Raw genomic sequence first — 19,855 nt, 5'->3', positions numbered from 1 at the left:
CGACAACAGACCTTTCGGGTTACGGACTGGGAAAGTGTTCGACGCTGGTCCCGGTGTCCGGGTGCGGGGCGGAGGAGGTCCGGGGCCCGGAATCGCTCATCGGAGCACCCCCATGCACAGATTCAAGACTTGTCAACAGCCTTTCACCGAAAGGTTGTTGAGTAGTCATGTCCCGCCAACTCGCTACTGGTGGGTAAGCCCTAGGCTCGACTCATGCGCCGAGCGAAAATCGTTTGTACCCTTGGGCCCGCCACCGAAACGTACGACCAGATCAAGGCGTTGATCGAGGCCGGAATGGACGTGGCCCGCTTCAATCTCAGCCACGGGTCGTACGCCGAGCACGAAGAGCGTTACCGGCGCGTCCGCAAGGCGTCCGACGAGACGGGCCGCAGCATCGGCGTCCTCGCCGACCTTCAAGGCCCGAAGATCCGCCTCGGCCGTTTCCGCGAGGGCCCCGTACTGCTTGAACGCGGTGACGAGTTCGCCATCAGCGTCGAGCCGATGGAGGGCGACCGGCACTGCTGCGGGACGACGTACTCCGGTCTCGCCGCCGACGTGACCCCGGGGGAGCGCATCCTCGTCGACGACGGCCGCGTCACCCTGGAGGTCGTCTCCGTCGAGGGCCCCCGGGTGAACACCCTGGTCATCGAGGGCGGCATGGTCTCCGACCACAAGGGCCTCAACCTCCCCGGCGTCGCGGTCTCCGTCCCCGCCCTGTCCCGGAAGGACATCGAGGACCTCCGCTGGGCGCTGCGCATCGGCGCCGACGTCATCGCGCTCTCCTTCGTCCGCAGCGCGCGCGACATCGAGGACGTGCACCGGATCATGGACGAGGAGGGGCGCAGGCTGCCCGTCATCGCCAAGATCGAGAAGCCGCAGGCCGTGGAGAACATCGAGGAGATCGTCGCCGCCTTCGACGGCATCATGGTCGCCCGTGGCGACCTCGGCGTCGAAATGCCCCTCGAACAGGTCCCGATCGTCCAGAAGCGCGCCGTCAAGCTGGCCAAGCGCAACGCCAAGCCGGTCATCGTCGCGACCCAGATGCTCGACTCGATGATCGACAACTCCCGGCCCACCCGCGCCGAGGCGTCCGACGTCGCCAACGCCGTCATCGACGGCACCGACGCCGTCATGCTCTCCGGCGAGACCAGCGTCGGCCGCTTCCCGATCGAGACCGTGCGGACCATGAGCCGGATCGTCGAGGCGGCGGAGGAGGACGTCCTCGCCAAGGGGCTGTCGCCGCTGACCGAGCGGAACAAGCCCCGGACCCAGGGCGGCGCGGTGGCCCGTGCCGCCGCCGAGATGGGCGACTTCCTGGGCGCGAAGTTCCTCGTCGCCTTCACGCAGTCCGGCGACACCGTGCGGCGCCTGTCCCGCTACCGCTCGCCGATCCCGCTGCTGGCCTTCACCCCGGACCCGGCGACCCGCTCGCAGCTCAACCTCACCTGGGGCGTCGAGACCTTCCTCGGCCCGCACGTGGACTCGACGGACGCGATGGTGGCGCAGGTCGACGAGGAACTGCTGCGGATCGGGCGCTGCCGCGAGGGCGACATCGTGGTGATCACGGCGGGCTCCCCGCCGGGAGTCGCGGGTTCGACCAACCTGGTCCGGGTGCACCACATCGGGGAGCCGCTCGACTAGACAGGGCGGCGGCCGGACGACGGTCGGGCGGTGGGGTCCGGCGAAGAGAGTGATTCGTCTCAAGCCTTGGAATCAAAGGTAAAGTGCCCCGGGTGGGATTCGAACCCACGCTGTATGGTGTTTGAGACCACTGCCTCTTCCGCTGGGCTACCGGGGCATCCTTCGAAACGAAGGTCGGTGATCACCCGCCGTGCACCTACCTTACAGGAGGTGGGTACGCTCATGGGGAGCTGTATCCGCCTCGGAACGAGGCCATCGAACGAGGAGCCCGCGTGACCGCCCCCGAGTCTCCCCAGCCCGTTGACGACGCCGACGCGTCGCACGTCCCGCCGCTGACGACCCGTGTCGTCATCGCCGAGGACGAGGCCCTCATCCGCCTCGACCTCAAAGAGATGCTGGAGGAAGAGGGCTACACGGTCGTCGGTGAGGCCGGGGACGGCGCCACCGCCGTCGAACTGGCCCGCGAGCACCGCCCCGACCTCGTCATCCTCGACGTGAAGATGCCCGTCCTCGACGGCATCTCGGCCGCCGAGAAGATCGCGGCCGAGTCCATCGCCCCGGTCCTCATGCTCACCGCCTTCTCGCAGCGCGAGCTCGTCGAGCGGGCCCGTGACGCGGGCGCCATGGCGTACCTGGTCAAGCCGTTCAGCAAGAGCGACGTCGTCCCGGCCATCGAGATGGCCGTCTCGCGCTTCGCCGAGCTGCGCGCCCTGGAGCAGGAGATCGCCGACCTCTCCCAGCGCCTGGAGACCCGCAAGCTGGTGGACCGCGCCAAGTCGGTCCTCCAGACCCAGTACGGCCTGACCGAACCGGCCGCCTTCCGCTGGATCCAGAAGACCTCGATGGACCGCCGGATGTCGATGCAGCAGGTCGCCGAGGCCGTCATCGAGGACGGCGAGGAGAAGAAGGCGGCCAAGGGCCAGTAGCCGCCCGGCCGCCCCTCCGCCGCCCCTCGTCACGACGGAAGGCCCGCCCCACACGACCGTGGGGCGGGCCTTCCGCCGTCTCCGTACCGGAACCGGGTCCGCCGTCTCCGTACGGGACCCGGTCCGTCGTCTCCGTACGGGACTCAGTCCTCGCCGAGGTACGCCTTGCGGACGGACTCGTCGTGGAGCAGGTCCTGCCCGGTGCCGGACAGCACGATCTTGCCGATCTCCATGACGTGACCGTGGTCCGCCAGCGCGAGCGCGGCCTGCGCGTTCTGTTCGACGAGCAGGATCGTGGTGCCCTGGGCCTTCAGCTCCGAGATCGTCGCCATGATCTTCTGCATCATGATCGGGGACAGACCCATGGAGGGCTCGTCCAGCATGAGCAGCTTCGGCTGGGACATCAGCGCCCGGCCCATGGCGAGCATCTGCTGCTCACCGCCGGAGAGCGTGCCGGCCGCCTGCTTGCGACGTTCGCCCAGGATCGGGAAGAGGTCGTACGCGCGCTGCACGTCCTTGGCGATGCCGGCGGAGTCCTTCCGGAGGAAGGCGCCCAGGAGCAGGTTCTCCTCGATCGTCATCCGGGGGAAGATGTGCCGGCCCTCGGGGGAGTGGGCCAGACCCAGCGAGACGATCTTGTACGCGGGGATCTTGCGGAGGGACCTGCCCTCGAACTTGATCTGGCCGCCGACCGGCTTGAGGAGCCCGGAGAGGGTCCGCAGGGTGGTGGTCTTCCCGGCGCCGTTGGTGCCGATGAGGGTGACGACCTCACCGGCCTCGACGGAGAAGGAGATGCCCTTGACGGCCTCGATCTTCCCGTAGGCGACGCGCAGGTCCTCGACTTCGAGCAGTGCGGTCATGCGTCGTTCTCCTTGCCCGAACCGGGGTCTCCCGGGGTGTCCTCCGAAGGCGCGTCCTGCGCGGGGGCGTCGGCGGACGGGGCGTCCGCCGACGGCGCGTCCGCCTCGATGGGCTCGCCCAGGTAGGCGGCGATGACCCGCTCGTCGCTCTGGACGGTCTGGCTGTCGCCCTCGATCAGCTTCTGGCCCTGGACGAGCACGGCGACCCGGTCGCAGAGGTTGAAGATGAACCGCATGTCGTGCTCGATGACGAGCACGGCGATGCCCATGTCCCGGATGGCGAAGATGAGTTCCTCGGCCGCCCGGGTCTCCTGCGGGTTCATGCCCGCGGTGGGCTCGTCGAGCAGGATCAGACCGGGGTCGCTCGCGAGGGCGCGGGCGATCTCCAGCTTGCGCTGCTCTCCGTACGGCAGGTTCTTGGAGAGGTGCTGCGCCTTGTCCTGGAGGCCGATGAACTCCAGCAGCTCCATGGCCCGCTTCTCGGAGGCGGCCTCGGCCCGCTTGAAGCCGGGGCCGCGGAGCAGGGCCGACCAGAGGCCCTCCTTGGTCCGGGTGTGCCGTCCGACGAGGACGTTCTCCAGGACCGTCATGTTGCTGAAGAGACGGATGTTCTGGAAGGTCCGCGCGATGCCCGCCGCGGTGACCTTGAACGACTTCGGCGGCAGGACCTGGCCCTTGTAGCGGACCTCGCCCTCGGTCGGGATGTAGAGACCGGTGAGGCAGTTGAAGAAGGTGGTCTTCCCGGCGCCGTTGGGGCCGATGAGACCGACGATCTCGCCGCTGTTGACGGTGAGGTCGACGTTCTGCACGGCCGTCAGGCCGCCGAAGCGCATGGTGACCCCGCGCGCGTCGAGAACGGTCTCACGGACGGCCGGCTCGGGCGCGGTGCCCTCGGACGGCTTCGTGGTGGTTGTCATGGTTCAGGCACCTGCCTTGGAGAGCGTGGCGGGCGTCTCGTCCTTGTCGTGGAACTCCAGCTGGTTGCGCCGGTTGGCGATGATGCCCTCCGGGCGGAAGCGCATGAGCAGGATCAGCGCGACGCCGAAGGCGAAGAGCTGGTACTCGCCCATGAACTGCAGCTTGTTCGGGATGAGGAAGAGCAGGGACGCGCCGACCAGCGGACCGCTCATGGTGCCCATGCCGCCGAGGACGACGGCCGCGAGCAGGAAGGCGGAGTTGGGCGGGATCGGTCCGGCGAAGAGGTACTGCTCCGGGGTCACCGTGTACGTCACGTGGGCCTGGACCGTACCGGCGAGACCGGCGAGCGAGGCACCGAGCGCGAAGGCGATGAGCTTGACCCGGAAGCCGTTGATGCCCATGGCGAGCGCGGCGGTCTCGTCCTCGCGGATGGCGACCCAGGCGCGGCCGATGCGGGAGTCGCCGCTGCGCCGGAAGACCAGCACGACGACCGCCATGATCAGCAGCATCAGGAAGAAGTAGTTGGCGAAGCGGCCGATCGTGAAGCCCGCGATCGAGTGCTCGGCGCCGAAGTCGAACCCGAAGATGTTCAGGTTCGGGATGGACGCGATGCCGTTGGAGCCGTTGGTGATGTCCGGGCCCGAGGTGCCGTCGGTGTTCATGACGGCGATGCGGAAGATCTCACCGAAGCCGAGCGTCACGATGGCGAGGTAGTCGCCGCGCAGCCGCAGGGTCGGGGCGCCGATGAGGACACCGAAGACCAGCGAGGCTCCGGCGCCGACCAGGATGGCGGCCCAGAAGGGGAGGTGGATGCCGAACGGCGAGGTCGGGGCGCCCGAGACGAGGGCCGCCGCGTAGGCGCCGACGCCGAGGAAGGCGACGTAACCGAGGTCGAGGAGGCCCGCGAGGCCGACGACGATGTTCAGGCCCAGGGCGACCGTGGCGAAGATCAGGATGTAGACGCCGAGCGTCGCGTACTGGTCGTCGGTCTGGGTGAAGGGGAAGAGCGCCGCCGCGATGAACGCGCCCGCGATGGTGAGGTTCTGGTGCTTCTTGGTGAGCTGCGTGGCCTGTGCCACGAGGCCCGACTTGCTGACCGCCGCGAAGCCGATGCCGGCCGTGATCAGGAAGCCGAGGAACAGCTCGTCGTACTCCGTGCCGACGCCGTAGGTGAAGACGCCGAGCGCCACGGCGAGGACGCCCGTGATGATCAGGATCTCGACGGCGGAGTGCATGGGCGGGACGCGGCGGGCGGTGCCGGTGGCGGAGAAGGAGGCCTTGAAGGCCGTCCAGCCGTTGCCCGCGCGGTGCTTGAACTGGTCCCAGCCGGTGTCCTCGGGGTCCACGGGCAGCACCTTCGGCCGCTCGTAGGGGAGGGCGAGGGCGCCGACCAGGGCGATCAGCGTGGCGACCGCGACGATCACGCCGCCGGGCTCCAGGTTGACCGGTCCGCCGAGGTTGACGCTGATCGCGCCGATCGTGAACCAGGCGATGGCGAAGGAGGCCAGCGCGGCGACCTTCAGCGCCGGGTCGGCCCCGGCCGGGGTCAGCCAGCGGGTGCCCTTGACGCCGTACGAGGAGAGGGCGAAGAGGGTGGTGAGCAGCCCGGTCACCAGGACCTGGAGCTGGAGGCCGCCCGGGTAGCCGGTGACCGTGAGGTCACCGGGGAACCGGGAGGTCCAGGTCCAGGCGAGGAAGCAGCTGGCGACGGTGAGGACGCCGCCGCCCAGCGCGAGGGCGCGGGCCGTCTTGACCGGCAGGAAGCCGAGGAGGCTGGCCGCCCCCGCGGACTCGGGGGCCGGGGGCGCCGTCGGGTTCTCGGAGATGGTGGTCATGGTGCTCACGCCCTGTCCGCGACGCGCTCGCCGAGGAGGCCCTGGGGCCGGGCGAGGAGTACGACGATGAGGAGTACGAAGGCCCAGACGTCGGCCCAGGACTGGCCGCCGAGCTGCTGCATACCGGGGATGTGGCTGATGTAGGCCGTGGCCATGGTCTCGGCGACTCCGAGGACGACACCGCCCAGCATGGCTCCGTAGATGTTGCCGATGCCGCCGAGGACCGCGGCGGTGAACGCCTTGAGCCCGAGCAGGAAGCCCATCTTGTAGTCGACGACGCCGTACTTGAGGCCGTAGGCGACCGCTCCGACGGCGGCGAACGCGGCACCGAGGGCGAACGCGATCACGATGATCCGGTCGGTGTTGACGCCCATCAGCTTCGCGGTGTCCGGGTCCTGCGAGGTGGCCTGCATACCGCGCCCGGTCCGGGTGCGCATCACGAAGAAGGCGAGGAAGGCCATGCAGATGGGGGCCGCGACCAGGAGGAAGACGTCACCGGTCTGGATGGTGATCGGGCCCAGTTCGATCGGGCCGCCGGGGATCTGCGGGAAGGGCCGCGCGGACTTCGCCTCCGGGTACCAGACCCATACGGCGTACTGCAGGGCGAGCGAGAGGCCGATGGCCGTGATGAGCGGGGCGAGCCGTGGCCCGCCACGGAGCGGACGGTAGGCGAACCGTTCCGCCCCGACGGCTATGGTCGTGGCGACGAGCACGGCACCGATGATCATGAGGGGTAGCGCCACCCACATGCTGGTGCCGCCGGGCAGGATGAGCCAGACCGTGAGGGCCCCGAAGCCGCCGGTCATGAAGATCTCGCCGTGGGCGAAGTTGATGAGCTGGACGATGCCGTAGACCATCGTGTAGCCGACGGCGACCAGCCCGTACATGGATCCCAGTAGCAGGCCGTTGACCAGCTGCTGCGGCAGTTCGTTCACCGCATTGTCCTCCGAGACTTTCGACGGATGTGACACCGCGCGGGGAGCCAGGTGCGGCCCCCCGCGCGGTGAGGTGGTGCTGAGTGGGGTGTGCGGAGATCAGCCGCCGAAGGTGTCGGACTTGACCGGCTTGAACGCGCCGCCCTCGACCTTGTAGACCGTCAGCTGCTTGTTGGTGGTGTCACCGAACTCGTCGAAGGAGACCTTGCCGGTCACGCCCTCGAAGGAGACGCCCTGCAGGGCCTCGACGACCTTGGCGCGGGCGTCCTCGGGGAGCTTGCCGCTGTTGCCGTCGACGACCTTCTTGACGGCCTCGATGATCGACCAGGTGGAGTCGTAGGCGTAACCGCCGTAGGCCTCGTACGCCTCCTTGTAGCCACCCGTCTTGTAGTCGGCCAGGAACTCCTTGGCGGAGGCGAGGGACTCGATCGGCGCGCCGACGGAGGTGGCGATGTCGCCGTTGGCCGCGGCGGCACCCGCGAGCTTCACGTACTCGGGGCTGTAGAGCGCGTCACCGCCGACGACGGTGACCTTCGCGCCGGCCTCCTTGATCTGCTTGGCCAGCGGACCGGCGGCCGGGTACTCGCCACCGTAGTAGACGACGTCGGCGCCGGAGCTCTTCACCTTGGTCGCGACCGCGGAGAAGTCCTTGGTGTCCGGGTTGATGTGCTCGGTGCCGAGGACCTTGCCGCCGAGCTTCTCGAACTCGCCCTTGAAGGTGCCCGCGAGGCCCGCGCCGTAGGTCTTCTTGTCGTCGATGATGAAGGCCTTGGTCTTCTTGGCCTCGTTGTAGACGTACTGGGCGGCGAACGGGCCCTGGATGGCGTCCGTGGTGGCGGTACGGAAGTACGACTTGTAGCCGCGCTTCTTGTCGCCGGAGGCCCAGTTGACGCCCTGGCTCAGGGACGGGTTGGTGTTGGCCGGGGAGACCTGCGCCAGTTTCGCGTCGTCGAAGACCTTCTGCATCGACTCGGCGACGGAGGAGTTCAGCGGACCGACGACACCGAGGACGCCCTTGTCGGCGACGAACTTGGTGGCGTTCTGCTGGCCGGCGGAGGGCTGGGCCTGGTCGTCCAGGGACTCCAGCTTGAAGGTCACGCCCTTGACGTAGGCCTTCTTGTTGGCCGTCTTGACCGCCAGGTCGGCCGAGTTCTTGATGCCGAGGCCGAGGGCCGACAGCTCGCCCGTCAGGGGGGCGTCGAGACCGATGGTCACGGTGACGCCGCCACCGTCGCCTCCCTCGGCGGGGCCGCCCTTGTCGTCGCGCGAACCACAGGCGGTGAGGGTGAGTGCTCCCGCGGTGACCGCGGTGGTGAGTATGAGCATCGAACGGTTTCGCACGAAGGGTCCTTTCCCTGGCGCGGCCCCCTCGGACGAGGTGGTGCCGTGGAGCTGTGGAACGAGGAGTGCCGTGGTGAACGCCGGGCCGTACATGGGTGTGGGTACAGGGCCGTGCCGTAGGACGCGCCCGGCGGCGCGGTGACTGGCGGTGACTCTAAGCGCAGGTGGGGAGGGTCGGGGAGCGCCGAGGACAGGATGTGACTGTCTTGTTATGCCGATGCGGAATGTGGGTGCGCGGCGGCAGGTGAAACCGGGGCATAGAGGGCTGTAATGCGGTGTTCACATAGTGAGAACACGCAGTTCCGCTAAGGGGCTTGAGCGATTCTTGGTACTGACGGTCCGCTGAGCGGACTCTCCGGATACCGGACGGGGGCAGAAAGCTGAGCGGACGAACCGGCCCCTCCGCTTCCCGTCGTCCACCCTCCCGCCGGTGTGACGCAGAGTGACGGACGCCGGGGTGGGAACGCCGGAGGGGGCGACACCCGCAGGTGCCGCCCCCTCCATGATCCACAGCGGACCCGCCGCTGGTCAGACGTCGATCAGACGCCCGCGCCCGCCCCGGGCGCACCCGCCTCCGGCGGATTTCCCGCGTCCTTGCCGGTCACCTCGCGCAGCAGACAGGTCAGCCGCGCCGAGCAGACCCGCCGGTCCTGCTCGTCGCTGATCACGATCTCGTACGTGGCCGTCGAACGCCCCCGGTGCACCGGCGTCGCCACCCCGGTCACCAGACCGCTTCGCACCCCCCGGTGGTGGGTGCAGTTCAGGTCCACGCCCACCGCGATCCGGGAGACCCCGCCGTGCAGCATCGCGCCGACCGAGCCCAGGGTCTCCGCGAGCACCGCCGAGGCGCCGCCGTGCAGCAGACCGTACGGCTGGGTGTTCCCCTCCACCGGCATCGTGCCGACGACCCGCTCGGCGGAGGCCTCCAGGATCTGGACGCCCATCCGGTTCCCCAGGTGCCCGGCGGAGAACAGCGCCGGGAGGTCCACGCCCAGCGCCGCGTACTCCTCGATGACCTCCTGCGGGAACTTCACGTGCTGCTGCTCACCCATGGCCCGGCTCCGTTCGTCCTGACGGCTCTTCGATCGCCTGAGCAAACGCTTAGACGGAGGGCGATTGTTCCAGACGGACGACCACCGACTTGCTCGCGGGGGTGTTGCTGACATCGGCCGTCGACTCCAGCGGCACCAGCACGTTCGTCTCCGGGTAGTACGCCGCCGCGCACCCCCGGGGCGTCGGATAGTGCACCACCCGGAAACCGGGCGCCCGCCGCTCGCTGCCGTCGGTCCACTCGCTCACCAGATCCGCGTACGAGCCGTCCGCGAAGCCCAGCGCCTCCGCGTCCTCCGGATGGACGAGCACCACCCGGCGGCCCCCCTTGATGCCCCGGTAGCGGTCGTCCAGACCGTAGATCGTGGTGTTGTACTGGTCGTGCGAGCGCAGCGTCTGCAACAGCAGCCGCCCCTCGGGCACCCGGGGGAACTCCACCGGCGCCGCCGTGAAGTTGGCCTTCCCCGTCCGCGTCGGGAACCGCCGCTCGTCGCGCGGACCGTGCGGCAGCGTGAAGCCCCCGGGGTTCGCCGCCAGACGCGCGTTGAAGTCCTCGAAACCGGGCACCACCCGCCCGATCCGGTCCCTGATCGTCCCGTAGTCCGCCTCGAACTCCTCCCAGGGCGTGGCCGATCCGGCACCGAGCACGGCCCGCGCGAGCCGTGCCACGATCGCCGGCTCCGACAGCAGGTGCGGGCTCGCGGGCGGCAGATTGCCCCGCGAGGCGTGCACCTGGCTCATCGAGTCCTCGACCGTCACGAACTGCCTGCCACCGCGCTGCGTGTCCCGGTCGGTGCGGCCGAGCGTCGGCAGGATCAGCGCGCGCGTGCCCGTGACCGCGTGCGAACGGTTCAGCTTCGTCGACACGTGCACCGTCAGACGGGCCCGGCGCATCGCCGCCTCCGTCACCTCCGTGTCGGGCGTCGCCGCCACGAAGTTCCCGCCCATCGCGAAGAACACCTTCGCCTCGCCGTCGCGCAGCGCCTGGATCGACCGCACCACGTCGAAACCGTGGTGACGCGGCGAGACGATCCCGAACTCCTTGTCCAGGGCGTCCAGGAACGCGGACGACGGCCGCTCGAAGATCCCCATCGTGCGGTCGCCCTGCACGTTCGAATGGCCGCGCACCGGGCACACCCCGGCCCCCGGCCGCCCGATGTTCCCCCGCAGCAGCAGGAAGTTGACCACCTCGCGGATGGTCGGCACCGCGTGCTTGTGCTGCGTCAGGCCCATCGCCCAGCAGACCACCGTCCGCTCCGAGGCCAGCACCATCTCCAGGGCCCGCTCGATCTCGGCCCGCCCGAGCCCCGTCGCCGCGAGCGTCTCGTCCCAGTCCGCCGTGAGCGCCGCCGCCGCGAACTCCTCGTACCCGTGGGTGTGCTCGCGCACGAACTCCTCGTCGACCGCCCCCGGCGTCTCCAGGACCAGCCTGTTGAGCAACCGGAACAGGGCCTGGTCGCCGCCGATCCGGATCTGCAGGAAGAGATCGGTGAGCGCGGCGCCCCGCAACATGCCCTGCGGGGTCTGCGGGTTCTTGAAACGCTCCAGCCCCGCCTCCGGCAGCGGATTCACCGAGATGATCCGCGCCCCCGCCGCCTTCGCCTTCTCCAGGGCCGACAGCATCCGGGGATGGTTCGTCCCCGGATTCTGCCCGGCCACCACGATCAGGTCCGCCCGGTGCAGGTCCTCCAGGGACACACTGCCCTTGCCGACGCCGATGGTCTCCGTGAGCGCCGAACCCGACGACTCGTGACACATGTTGGAACAGTCCGGCAGATTGTTCGTGCCGAACTCCCGGGCGAAGAGCTGGAGCAGGAACGCCGCCTCGTTGCTCGTCCGCCCCGAGGTGTAGAAGAGCGCCTCGTCCGGGGAGGCCAGCGCCCGCAGCTCCTCCGCCAGGATCGCGAAGGCACGCTCCCAGCTCACCGGCTCGTACCGGTCGCCGCCCTCCGGCAGATACACCGGCTCCGTGATCCGGCCCTGCTGCCCCAGCCAGTACCCGCTGCGCTCCGCCAGCTCCGCCACCGGATGCGCCGCGAAGAACTCCGGGGTCACCCGGCGCAGCGTCGCCTCCTCGGCGACCGCCTTCGCCCCGTTCTCGCAGAACTCCGCGACATGCCGCTTGTCCGCCTCCGGCCAGGCGCAGCCGGGACAGTCGAAACCGTCCTTCTGGTTGACCTTGAGCAGGGTCCGCGCGGTACGCACCGCACCCATCTGCTCCCGTGCCATCCGCAGGGTGTGCCCGACGGCCGGCAGCCCGGCGGCGGCGTGCTGCGGCGGCGTGACCTGCGGTGCGTCCTGGACCGGGTCACCGGCCGGAGGCTTGCTGACCATCGCGCTCTCCCTTGAGCGGTAATCCTGCGGCGTACACATCCGATCCTGTCACGCGGCACCGACAACGGGGCACCCCGCCGGTGTGGACCGGAATGTCAGTGGTCCGTGGCAGGATCGTCGTGTGGCCGAGACAGCATCGAAGAACCCCGCAGACACCCGCCCCCGCCTGCTCCTCATGGACGGGCACTCGCTCGCGTACCGGGCGTTCTTCGCGCTGCCCGCGGAGAACTTCACCACCGCGACCGGGCAGCCGACGAACGCGATCTACGGATTCGCCTCGATGCTGGCGAACACGCTGCGCGACGAGGCACCCACGCACTTCGCCGTCGCCTTCGACGTGTCCCGCAAGACCTGGCGCTCCGACGAGTTCCCCGAGTACAAGGCGAACCGCTCCAAGACCCCCGACGAGTTCAAGGGACAGGTCGAGCTGATCGGCGAGCTGCTCGACGCGATGCACGCGCCGCGCTTCGCCGTCGAGGGCTTCGAGGCGGACGACGTCATCGCAACCCTCGCCACCCAGGCCGAGGCCGAGGGCTTCGACGTCCTCATCGTCACCGGCGACCGGGACTCCTTCCAGCTGGTCACCGACCGCACCACCGTGCTCTACCCCACCAAGGGCGTCTCCGAGCTGACCCGCTTCACCCCGGAGAAGGTCCAGGAGAAGTACGGCCTCACGCCCTCGCAGTACCCCGACTTCGCGGCCCTGCGCGGCGACCCGTCGGACAACCTCCCCGGCATCCCCGGCGTCGGCGAGAAGACCGCCGCCAAGTGGATCAACCAGTTCGGCTCCTTCGCCGAACTGGTCGAGCGCGCCGAGGAGGTCAAGGGCAAGGCCGGACAGAACTTCCGCGACCACCTGGAGTCCGTCAAGCTCAACCGCGTCCTGACCGAGATGGTCCGGGACGTCGAGCTGCCGAGGACCGTGACGGAGCTGGCCCGCGAGCCGTACGACCGGGCGGCCGTCGCCCTCGTCCTCGACACCCTGGAGATCCGCAACCCCTCGCTGCGCGAGCGGCTCCTCGCCGTCGACCCCGGCGCCGCCGAGGAAGCGGCCCCCGCGCCCGCCGAGGGCGTCGAGATCGACGGCACCGTCATCGGCGCCGGAGAGCTGGCCCCCTGGCTCGCCGAGCACGGCACCGGGCCCCTCGGCGTCGCCACCGTCGACAGCTGGGCCCTCGGCACGGGGAACGTCAGCGAGATCGCCCTCGCCACGGCCGGAGGGGCCGCCGCCTGGTTCGACCCCAGCACCCTCGACGGGGCCGACGAACTGGCCTGGGCCGAGTGGATCTCCGACGCCGACCGCCCCAAGGTCCTGCACAACGCCAAGGGCGCCATGCGGGTCTTCCCCGAGCACGGCTGGAGCGTCGCGGGCGTCACCATGGACACCGCCCTCGCGGCCTACCTCGTCAAGCCCGGACGGCGCTCCTTCGCGCTCGACGCGCTCTCCGTGGAGTACCTCGGCCGCGAGCTGGCCCCGGCCGCCGCCGCCGACGGGCAGCTCGCCTTCGGCGCCGACGAGACCGCCGAGGCCGACGCCCTCATGACCCAGGCACGGGCCGTCCTCGACCTCGCCGGAGCCTTCGAGGAGCGCCTCGGCGAAGTCGGCGCCCGTGAGCTGCTGCACGAGGTCGAGCTGCCCACCTCCATTCTGCTCGCCCGGCTGGAACGGCACGGCATCGCCGCCGACCGGGACCATCTGGAGGCCATGGAGCAGCAGTTCGCCGCCGCCGTGCAGCAGGCCGTCAAGGAGGCGCACTCCTCCGTCGGCCACGAGTTCAACCTCGGCTCGCCCAAGCAGCTCCAGGAGGTCTTCTTCGGCGAGCTGAACCTGCCGAAGACCAAGAAGACCAAGACCGGCTACACCACCGACGCCGACGCCCTCGCCTGGCTGGCCGCGCAGACCGAGCACGAACTGCCCGTCATCATGCTCCGCCACCGCGAGCAGGCCCGGCTGCGCTCCACCGTCGAGGGCCTGATCAAGACCGTCGCCGCCGACGGCCGCATCCACACCACCTTCAGCCAGACCACCGCCGCCACCGGCCGTCTCTCCTCCACCGACCCCAACCTGCAGAACGTGCCGGTGCGGACGGACGAGGGCCGCGCCATCCGGCACGGCTTCGTCGTCGGCGAGGGCTTCGAGTCCCTCATGACCGCCGACTACAGCCAGATCGAGCTGCGCGTCATGGCCCACCTCTCCGAGGACGCGGGGCTCATCGAGGCCTTCGCCTCCGGCGAGGACCTGCACACCACCGTCGCCTCCCAGGTCTTCGGCGTCGAGCGGTCCGCCGTCGACGCCGAGATGCGCCGCAAGATCAAGGCCATGTCCTACGGCCTCGCCTACGGACTGTCGGCCTTCGGTCTCGCACAGCAGCTGAACATCGACCCGGGCGAGGCCCGCGTCCTGATGGACACCTACTTCGAGCGCTTCGGCGGCGTCCGGGACTATCTGCACCGGGTCGTCGAGGAGGCCCGCGCCACCGGGTACACCGAGACCATGCTCGGCCGCCGCCGCTATCTGCCCGACCTCAACAGCGACAACCGCCAGCGCCGCGAGGCCGCCGAGCGGATGGCGCTCAACGCCCCGATCCAGGGCACGGCCGCCGACATCGTGAAGGTCGCCATGCTGAACGTGGACCGGGCGCTGACCGAGGCGGGCCTCGCCTCCCGGATGCTCCTCCAGGTCCATGACGAAATCGTCCTGGAGATCGCCCCCGGTGAGCGGGAGCGCGTCGAGACCCTGGTCCGCGAGCAGATGTCGGCCGCCGCCGACCTGCGCGCCCCGCTCGACGTCTCCGTCGGCGTGGGCCGCGACTGGGACTCCGCCGCGCACTGACGCCACTCCCACGGGCCGGGCCCGCGACCCCCACCGGTCGCGGGCCCGGCCCGTGCGGCTCTCCGCCGTGCGGCCCCTCCCCGGGACCGGGGAGCAGCTCCGCCTAGGGATCGGGGAGCATGATCACGAGCCGTCGTTCCCGGGTCCGGGCCGACCTCGGTGCCCTCGTCGGGGCCGTCGGCACCACCCGCACACGGGGCACTCCGCACCTCCGCTCGTTCACGGGGCCTCCGCGCTCCGCATCTCTGCCCGCGCACCGGGCGCTCCGCGCTCCGCACCTCCGCCCGGGAACCCGCCCCGGCCGCCCCGCTCTCAAGAGTCCCCGCGCAGGAATCCCACCGCGCAGGAATCCCGGCGGACGAAGGCGGGACCCTCCCGCGCCCGCCTGAACCGGGCGCTCCGGGACTCCGGGGCCAGGGACACCGTCCCAGGACACCCGTCCGCTACGGGGGCCTCCTCCGTACCACCGCGCGGGACCAACTGGCCCTGCTCGCCGCCCTGTCCCGACGCGCCGAGGCCCTGAGACCGATGGGCCAGGCCGTCCGGGACCAGCCCCCGGGAGTCACCACGACGTTCCCCGTACGGTCGAGGCGCGCCCGGGGACGGCTGGCTGTCCCGCACCGTCCACGCCCGGCGCGTCCACCGCGTTGGCATGGCCCACCACCCGCCCCCCGGCACCGAAGAACCCCGCCGGGGGGGTGCCGTACGGACAGGGGAGGGCGCGGGGGCGGTCGTACCGAGGGGAGGGAAGGGCTCGGAGGCGTTCGTACGGACGGGGGAGGAGCGCGGAGCCGGTCGTACGGTCGGCGACGCGGGCGCGGGAACAGGGGCCGGTGCGCCCGCCCGTGGCCGCCTACCGGATCGCGCTCCTCCGTCACGACGAGCCCACCCCGCGCCACGGCGTCCGCAGCCCGGAGGGCGTCGCCCTCGCCGTCCGCCGGGGGCTCTCCGAGGCCGCCGCCGACCGGAGTCCCACCCCGCCGGAGCGGATCAGCGAGACCCCTGACGGGAATGCTCCGGCAGCGGAGCCCGCCCCGGTTCCTCCGGAGCCGGACCGCCCGGACGCGCCGGACCGCCCGGACGCCGCGCCCCGGCGAACAGCCGCGCCCCCGTCCCGTACAGCACGAGCCCGAGGGCGAGCCCCGCGCCCGCCCCGAAACAGGCGGTCGGGATGATGTCCAGGGGCGTCTCGATCCGTTCCCAGCCCGTGGACGAGATCCAGCGCAGCACCCGGTGGGCGATCCCGGCGAGGACGCAGCCGCCGATCAGCCCGAGGGCCAGGAACCGTCCCCCGCGGTCCGGGACGGGCACCCCCTGCGGCAGTTCCGCGCCCGGACCGGCCGTGCGCAGCGCCCGTGCGAGACACCAGCAGAGCAGGGCCAGGGCCAGCGCCGAACCCCCGTACTGCGCGTACTGGTAGACCGGGAACCCGGCCACGACCTCGCCGAGGAAGGGGATCGCGCGGGTGCCCCAGCGGTCGTGGTGCGTGAAGGCGTCCCACACCACGTGCGTCGTCGAGCCGAGCACGGCGGACAGCCCGAACCAGCCCGCGAGCGCGACCGGGCGCCGCTCCCGCCACGGACGGCCCCGCAGCAGCCCGTACACGCGCCCGCGCCACCGGGAGGGCAGCAGCGCCGCGAGCGGCTCGCGCACGGTCAGCCACAGACCGACGAGCACGGCGGTGATCAGCACATCGGCCGTGAGGATCCCGACGGGGGCGTGGGTGAGGTCCCCGAAGGTCATCGCCCCGGGGACGGCCGTGGCGGCGAAGTAGGTCATGTCGGGGGCGAAGGAGCCCGCGACGAGCGCGGAGGCGACCAGCGGCCCGCGCGCGGTCCCGTCCCGCCGCAGTACGGGCAGGACGGCGGCGGCATGGCTCAGTGTGAAAGGCAACGGAGTTCCCCCAGCTCGCGGTGATGTCGGCCACGGTACGCGGGCGGTCACCGCCCAGGATGTCCGGGCGGGCCTCGGGGTTCCCGTCCCGGGAAGCGGCCGTGAGGTGACGAAACCGTGAAACACGGTCGGGGGCCGGTGCCCGGCGGGTGCGAGGTGGCATAGGGTCGCCAGAGGTCTCGCGCGGGGAGCGCGGGGCCGGAGTCGAGGGGGAGGGGACCACGGACATGTCAGCGCACTTGGGCCGCAGGCTGCGCAGGGGAGCCACCAGCGGCGCGGTGGTGGCGGCGGCGGTCGCCGCGCTCGCCGCCTCACAGGCTCCGGAGACGGTCGCCCCGCCCACGGACAACGCGGGCGGCGACCGCAGCATAGGCGCCGGGGACACCGCGTCCCCCTCCGGCTCCGGCGGTGGCTCGGCCACCGGCGACTCGCCGTACTACACGGACCTGCCGCCGCTCAACACCCCGAACAAGCCCGGGGCGCCCACGCCCAACCTGCCCGTGACGACCGGCTCCGCCGAGGCGGGCATCCCCGCTTCCGTCTTCGCCGCCTACCAGCGTGCCGAGCAGTCGATCCGCTCGACCGACCCCGGCTGCAAGCTGCCCTGGCAGCTGCTCGCGGGCATCGGCAAGGTCGAGTCCGGGCAGGCGCGCGGCGGCCGGGTCGACGCCGACGGGACCACGCTCTCGCCGATCCTCGGCCCGGTCCTCAACGGCGTCGGGTTCGCCAACATCTCCGACACCGACGGCGGCGCCTACGACGGTGACAGCACCCACGACCGTGCCGTCGGCCCGATGCAGTTCATCCCGTCCACCTGGGCCGTCTGGGGCCAGGACGCCAACGGCGACGGGAAGAAGGACCCGAACAACATCTACGACGCGGCGCAGGCCGCCGGTCTCTACCTCTGCGCCAACGACCGCGATCTGGCCCTCAAGGCCGACCTCGACCGGGCGATCCTCAGCTACAACCGCTCCCGGGAGTACCTGAACACGGTCCTGTCCTGGTTCGAGTACTACCAGCGCGGTACCCACCAGGTCCCGGACGGCACGGGCGTGCTGCCGGCCGACCGCAGCGACGGCCGGGGCCAGGGCAACCGCCCGCCCACCTCCCCGCTCGTCCCCTCCCCGACGCCCCCCGCGCCGAAGCCGAAGCCGACGCCGGGTGCCACCAAGCCCCCGACGGTGCCGAAGCCCCCGGTCAAGCCTCCGGTGACCCCGCCGGAGAAGCCGACCGTCCCCCCGACCGCCAAGGTCACGCGCCTCACCACGGTGGCGACCGGGGAGCTCACCACGACCACCGGCAGCGCCTTCGCCAAGTCCCCGGCGGTCGCCGCGCTCGACGCGTCCGGCGGCCCGGTCGCCGGTGTCGCCGTCCGTTTCGAGATCACCGGCGGCACCGACGCCCGTTTCACCGGGGGCGGCACCTCCGCGACCGTCACCACGGGTTCGGCGGGCATCGCGACGGCCCCCGCGCTGCGGGCGGGCGAGAAGACCGGCCCGTTCACGATCACGGCCACCGTCGTCGGCCGCACCCTGGACGGGGTCCGGTTCACCGCGACCGTCACCGAACGCCGGGCCGACACCCTCGCCCGGGTCGCCGGAGACCCCCTGACGGCCGCCACCGGCGCCGCCTACACCCAGCGCGTCCAGGTGAAGGCCACCGACAAGGGCGTGCTCGCCCCCGGCGTCCTCGTCACCGCCAAGATCGTCGACTCTCCCTCGGGCACCGAGGAGAGCGCCGCCGGGCCGTACTTCAAGGACGCGGCGGGCGCCCCGCTGCGGACCCTCGTCCTCACCACCGACGAGAACGGTCTGATCTCCCTCCCCGAACTGTTCGCGGGCGCCGAGGCGGGCACGTACGTGCTCCGCCTGACCTCGCCCGGCGGCGGCAGCGTGGAGGTCGGGCTGACGGTCACGGCGGCGCCCACCACGCCGTCCACCCCGGACCCGACGCCTTCCGGCAGCACCTCGCCTTCGGCCTCGCCCTCCGCCTCGGCGTCGGCCTCCGGTTCCGCCTCCCCCTCCCCTTCGGCCTGACCGGACCACTCCCCGCGTTCCCACCGCGCCGCCCCACCGCCCACCAGGCGTCGGGGCGGCGCTCCGCGTTTCCCCCCTCGCCCGCGACCGAACCGACCGCGAAGCCGACGCACGACGCACTCCCGGCGCGGCCCGGGTTGCTCCTCGGCGGAGTGTGCCCCCCGAGGAGCAACCGGAGAGAAGAAGCGACGGTCCCCACCCACCGGAAGCCACCGGAACGGCGACTCGCGGCCCGCGCCCCCGGGACCGTTAGAGAAGCGGCCGACGCGTGATCCCCGAACCGCCTGGCGTGGGAACCCGCCGAACGGCCCCAGAACCGTCCGCCAGACGGCGCGAGGGCGCGGACCTCGGAACCCTCCGGGAGCCGTATTTGGGGGCGTGATCCCGGGAGGGGTACGGGGGGAAGGCCCAGTGGTGAGCCGCCCGCAGGACGCCACCGGCGCGGCGGCTCGCGGCGCGGGCCCCCGGAACCAGGCGAGAGGCGTCTCGGCCGTGCGTGCGCCGGGAACTGTTCGTCAGGCGGCGCGGTGGCGCGACCCCGGAACCGTCCGGGAGCCGTCTCGGCGGTGCCCCCCGGGAGGGATACGGGGGAAGGCCTGGTGGTGAGGCGCCCGCAGGACGCCACCGGCGCGGCGGCTCGCGGCGCGCGCTCCCGGAACCAGGCGAGAGGCGTCTCGGCCGTGCGTGCGCCCGGAGTTGTTCCGCCAAGCGGCGCGGTGGCGGGACCCGGAACCGCCCGGGAGTCGTCTCGGCGGTGCCCGATCCCGGGAGGGATACGGAGAGAAGGCCCGGTAGTGCGGCGCCCGCAGGGCGCCACTGACGGGGGCGACTCGCGGCGCGGGCCCCGGAACCGTAGGGGAGGTGTCTCAGCGGCGCGCTTCCGGAACCGTGCGGGAAGCGTCTCGCCCGCGCGGGTCCCGGAACCGTCCGGCAGGCGTCTCGGTGGTGCGTTCCCCCCGGCACCGTCCCGGGAGGCGTCTCGGTCGGGTGTGATCCCCGACCGGTCGGGGGGCTTCCCGGCGGTGCGACCTGTTCTCATCTCGCGGTCGCGTTGCTACGGTGCCCCCGCCCTGACGACTCATCAGATCGCACCCGGGAGGCCGACCATGCGCGCCCTCGTCGCCGCCGCCATCGGACTCGCCCCAGTCCTCCTTCTCCTCCTCGTCCTCTCCGTGGCCGATCTGCCGCCCGACGGCCCCACCTCGCCCAGACCCCTGCTGACCGCCGATCCCGGCCCCAAGAAGTAAGGAGGG

Annotated in this window: 13 protein-coding genes and 1 tRNA gene; 5 read left to right on the top strand and 9 right to left on the bottom strand. The window is 71.4% G+C overall.

The genetic code is table 11. The annotated features are described in order from the left end of the window. Positions 1–213 precede the first annotated feature (213 nt). A complete protein-coding gene (gene pyk, locus ACFXGN_RS08060; RefSeq protein ID WP_384855006.1) occupies positions 214–1,641 on the top strand; it encodes a pyruvate kinase in 1,428 nt (475 codons plus the stop codon). A gap of 84 nt (positions 1,642–1,725) precedes the next feature. Here pyk and ACFXGN_RS08055 read toward each other — a convergent pair. Further along, a tRNA-Leu gene (locus ACFXGN_RS08055) sits at positions 1,726–1,798 on the bottom strand. A gap of 115 nt (positions 1,799–1,913) precedes the next feature. Here ACFXGN_RS08055 and ACFXGN_RS08050 point away from each other — a divergent pair. Then, on the top strand, positions 1,914–2,567 hold the full coding sequence (locus tag ACFXGN_RS08050; protein ID WP_384855004.1) for an ANTAR domain-containing response regulator: 654 nt from the start codon (positions 1,914–1,916) through the stop codon (positions 2,565–2,567). 143 nt (positions 2,568–2,710) lie between these two features. Here ACFXGN_RS08050 and ACFXGN_RS08045 read toward each other — a convergent pair whose 3' ends face one another. From ACFXGN_RS08045 to ACFXGN_RS08015, 7 genes are all read right to left on the bottom strand, one after another. Then, positions 2,711–3,427, bottom strand: coding sequence for an ABC transporter ATP-binding protein (locus tag ACFXGN_RS08045; protein ID WP_366442966.1), 717 nt, complete (start codon positions 3,425–3,427; stop codon positions 2,711–2,713). Further along, positions 3,424–4,344, bottom strand: a complete 921-nt coding sequence (locus ACFXGN_RS08040) for an ABC transporter ATP-binding protein (RefSeq protein ID WP_351779098.1) — start codon at positions 4,342–4,344, stop codon at positions 3,424–3,426. Before ACFXGN_RS08040 ends, ACFXGN_RS08045 begins: the two co-directional genes overlap by 4 nt. A gap of 3 nt (positions 4,345–4,347) precedes the next feature. Continuing rightward, positions 4,348–6,180 carry a branched-chain amino acid ABC transporter permease gene (locus ACFXGN_RS08035; protein ID WP_384854999.1) on the bottom strand — a complete coding sequence of 611 codons (1,833 nt, stop codon included), beginning with the start codon at positions 6,178–6,180 and terminating at the stop codon, positions 4,348–4,350. 5 nt (positions 6,181–6,185) lie between these two features. After that, positions 6,186–7,115 carry a branched-chain amino acid ABC transporter permease gene (locus tag ACFXGN_RS08030; protein ID WP_351779095.1) on the bottom strand — a complete coding sequence of 310 codons (930 nt, stop codon included), beginning with the start codon at positions 7,113–7,115 and terminating at the stop codon, positions 6,186–6,188. A gap of 99 nt (positions 7,116–7,214) precedes the next feature. Further along, positions 7,215–8,441, bottom strand: a complete 1,227-nt coding sequence (locus ACFXGN_RS08025) for a branched-chain amino acid ABC transporter substrate-binding protein (protein ID WP_384855880.1) — start codon at positions 8,439–8,441, stop codon at positions 7,215–7,217. Positions 8,442–8,995: 554 nt separating this feature from the next. Then, complete coding sequence (locus ACFXGN_RS08020; RefSeq protein ID WP_384854997.1) at positions 8,996–9,508, bottom strand: PaaI family thioesterase; 513 nt, start codon at positions 9,506–9,508, stop codon at positions 8,996–8,998. Positions 9,509–9,557: 49 nt separating this feature from the next. Then, a complete protein-coding gene (locus tag ACFXGN_RS08015; RefSeq protein WP_384854994.1) occupies positions 9,558–11,840 on the bottom strand; it encodes an FdhF/YdeP family oxidoreductase in 2,283 nt (760 codons plus the stop codon). A gap of 121 nt (positions 11,841–11,961) precedes the next feature. Between ACFXGN_RS08015 and polA the strand changes: the two genes are divergently transcribed. Further along, positions 11,962–14,673 carry a DNA polymerase I gene (gene polA / locus ACFXGN_RS08010; protein WP_384854991.1) on the top strand — a complete coding sequence of 904 codons (2,712 nt, stop codon included), beginning with the start codon at positions 11,962–11,964 and terminating at the stop codon, positions 14,671–14,673. A 990-nt stretch (positions 14,674–15,663) separates the two neighbouring features. On the opposite strand, the gene ACFXGN_RS08005 is transcribed toward polA, so the two are convergent. Then, positions 15,664–16,566, bottom strand: coding sequence for a DUF4184 family protein (locus ACFXGN_RS08005; protein WP_384854988.1), 903 nt, complete (start codon positions 16,564–16,566; stop codon positions 15,664–15,666). 227 nt (positions 16,567–16,793) lie between these two features. Between ACFXGN_RS08005 and ACFXGN_RS08000 the strand changes: the two genes are divergently transcribed. Both ACFXGN_RS08000 and ACFXGN_RS07995 read left to right on the top strand, forming a co-directional pair. Beyond that, the gene (locus ACFXGN_RS08000; RefSeq protein WP_384854986.1) at positions 16,794–18,602 is read left to right on the top strand and encodes a lytic transglycosylase; all 1,809 of its coding nucleotides are present in this window, start codon (positions 16,794–16,796) and stop codon (positions 18,600–18,602) included. Positions 18,603–19,708: 1,106 nt separating this feature from the next. Next, positions 19,709–19,849 carry an SPW_0924 family protein gene (locus ACFXGN_RS07995; RefSeq protein ID WP_351779075.1) on the top strand — a complete coding sequence of 47 codons (141 nt, stop codon included), beginning with the start codon at positions 19,709–19,711 and terminating at the stop codon, positions 19,847–19,849. The last annotated feature ends 6 nt before the right edge of the window (positions 19,850–19,855 follow it).

Source organism: Streptomyces sp. NPDC059247 (genome assembly GCF_042754005.1).
GTDB lineage: Bacteria > Actinomycetota > Actinomycetes > Streptomycetales > Streptomycetaceae > Streptomyces.
The sequence above is the reverse complement of the archived record's forward strand: the minus strand, read 5'-3'. Positions and strand labels throughout refer to the sequence as shown.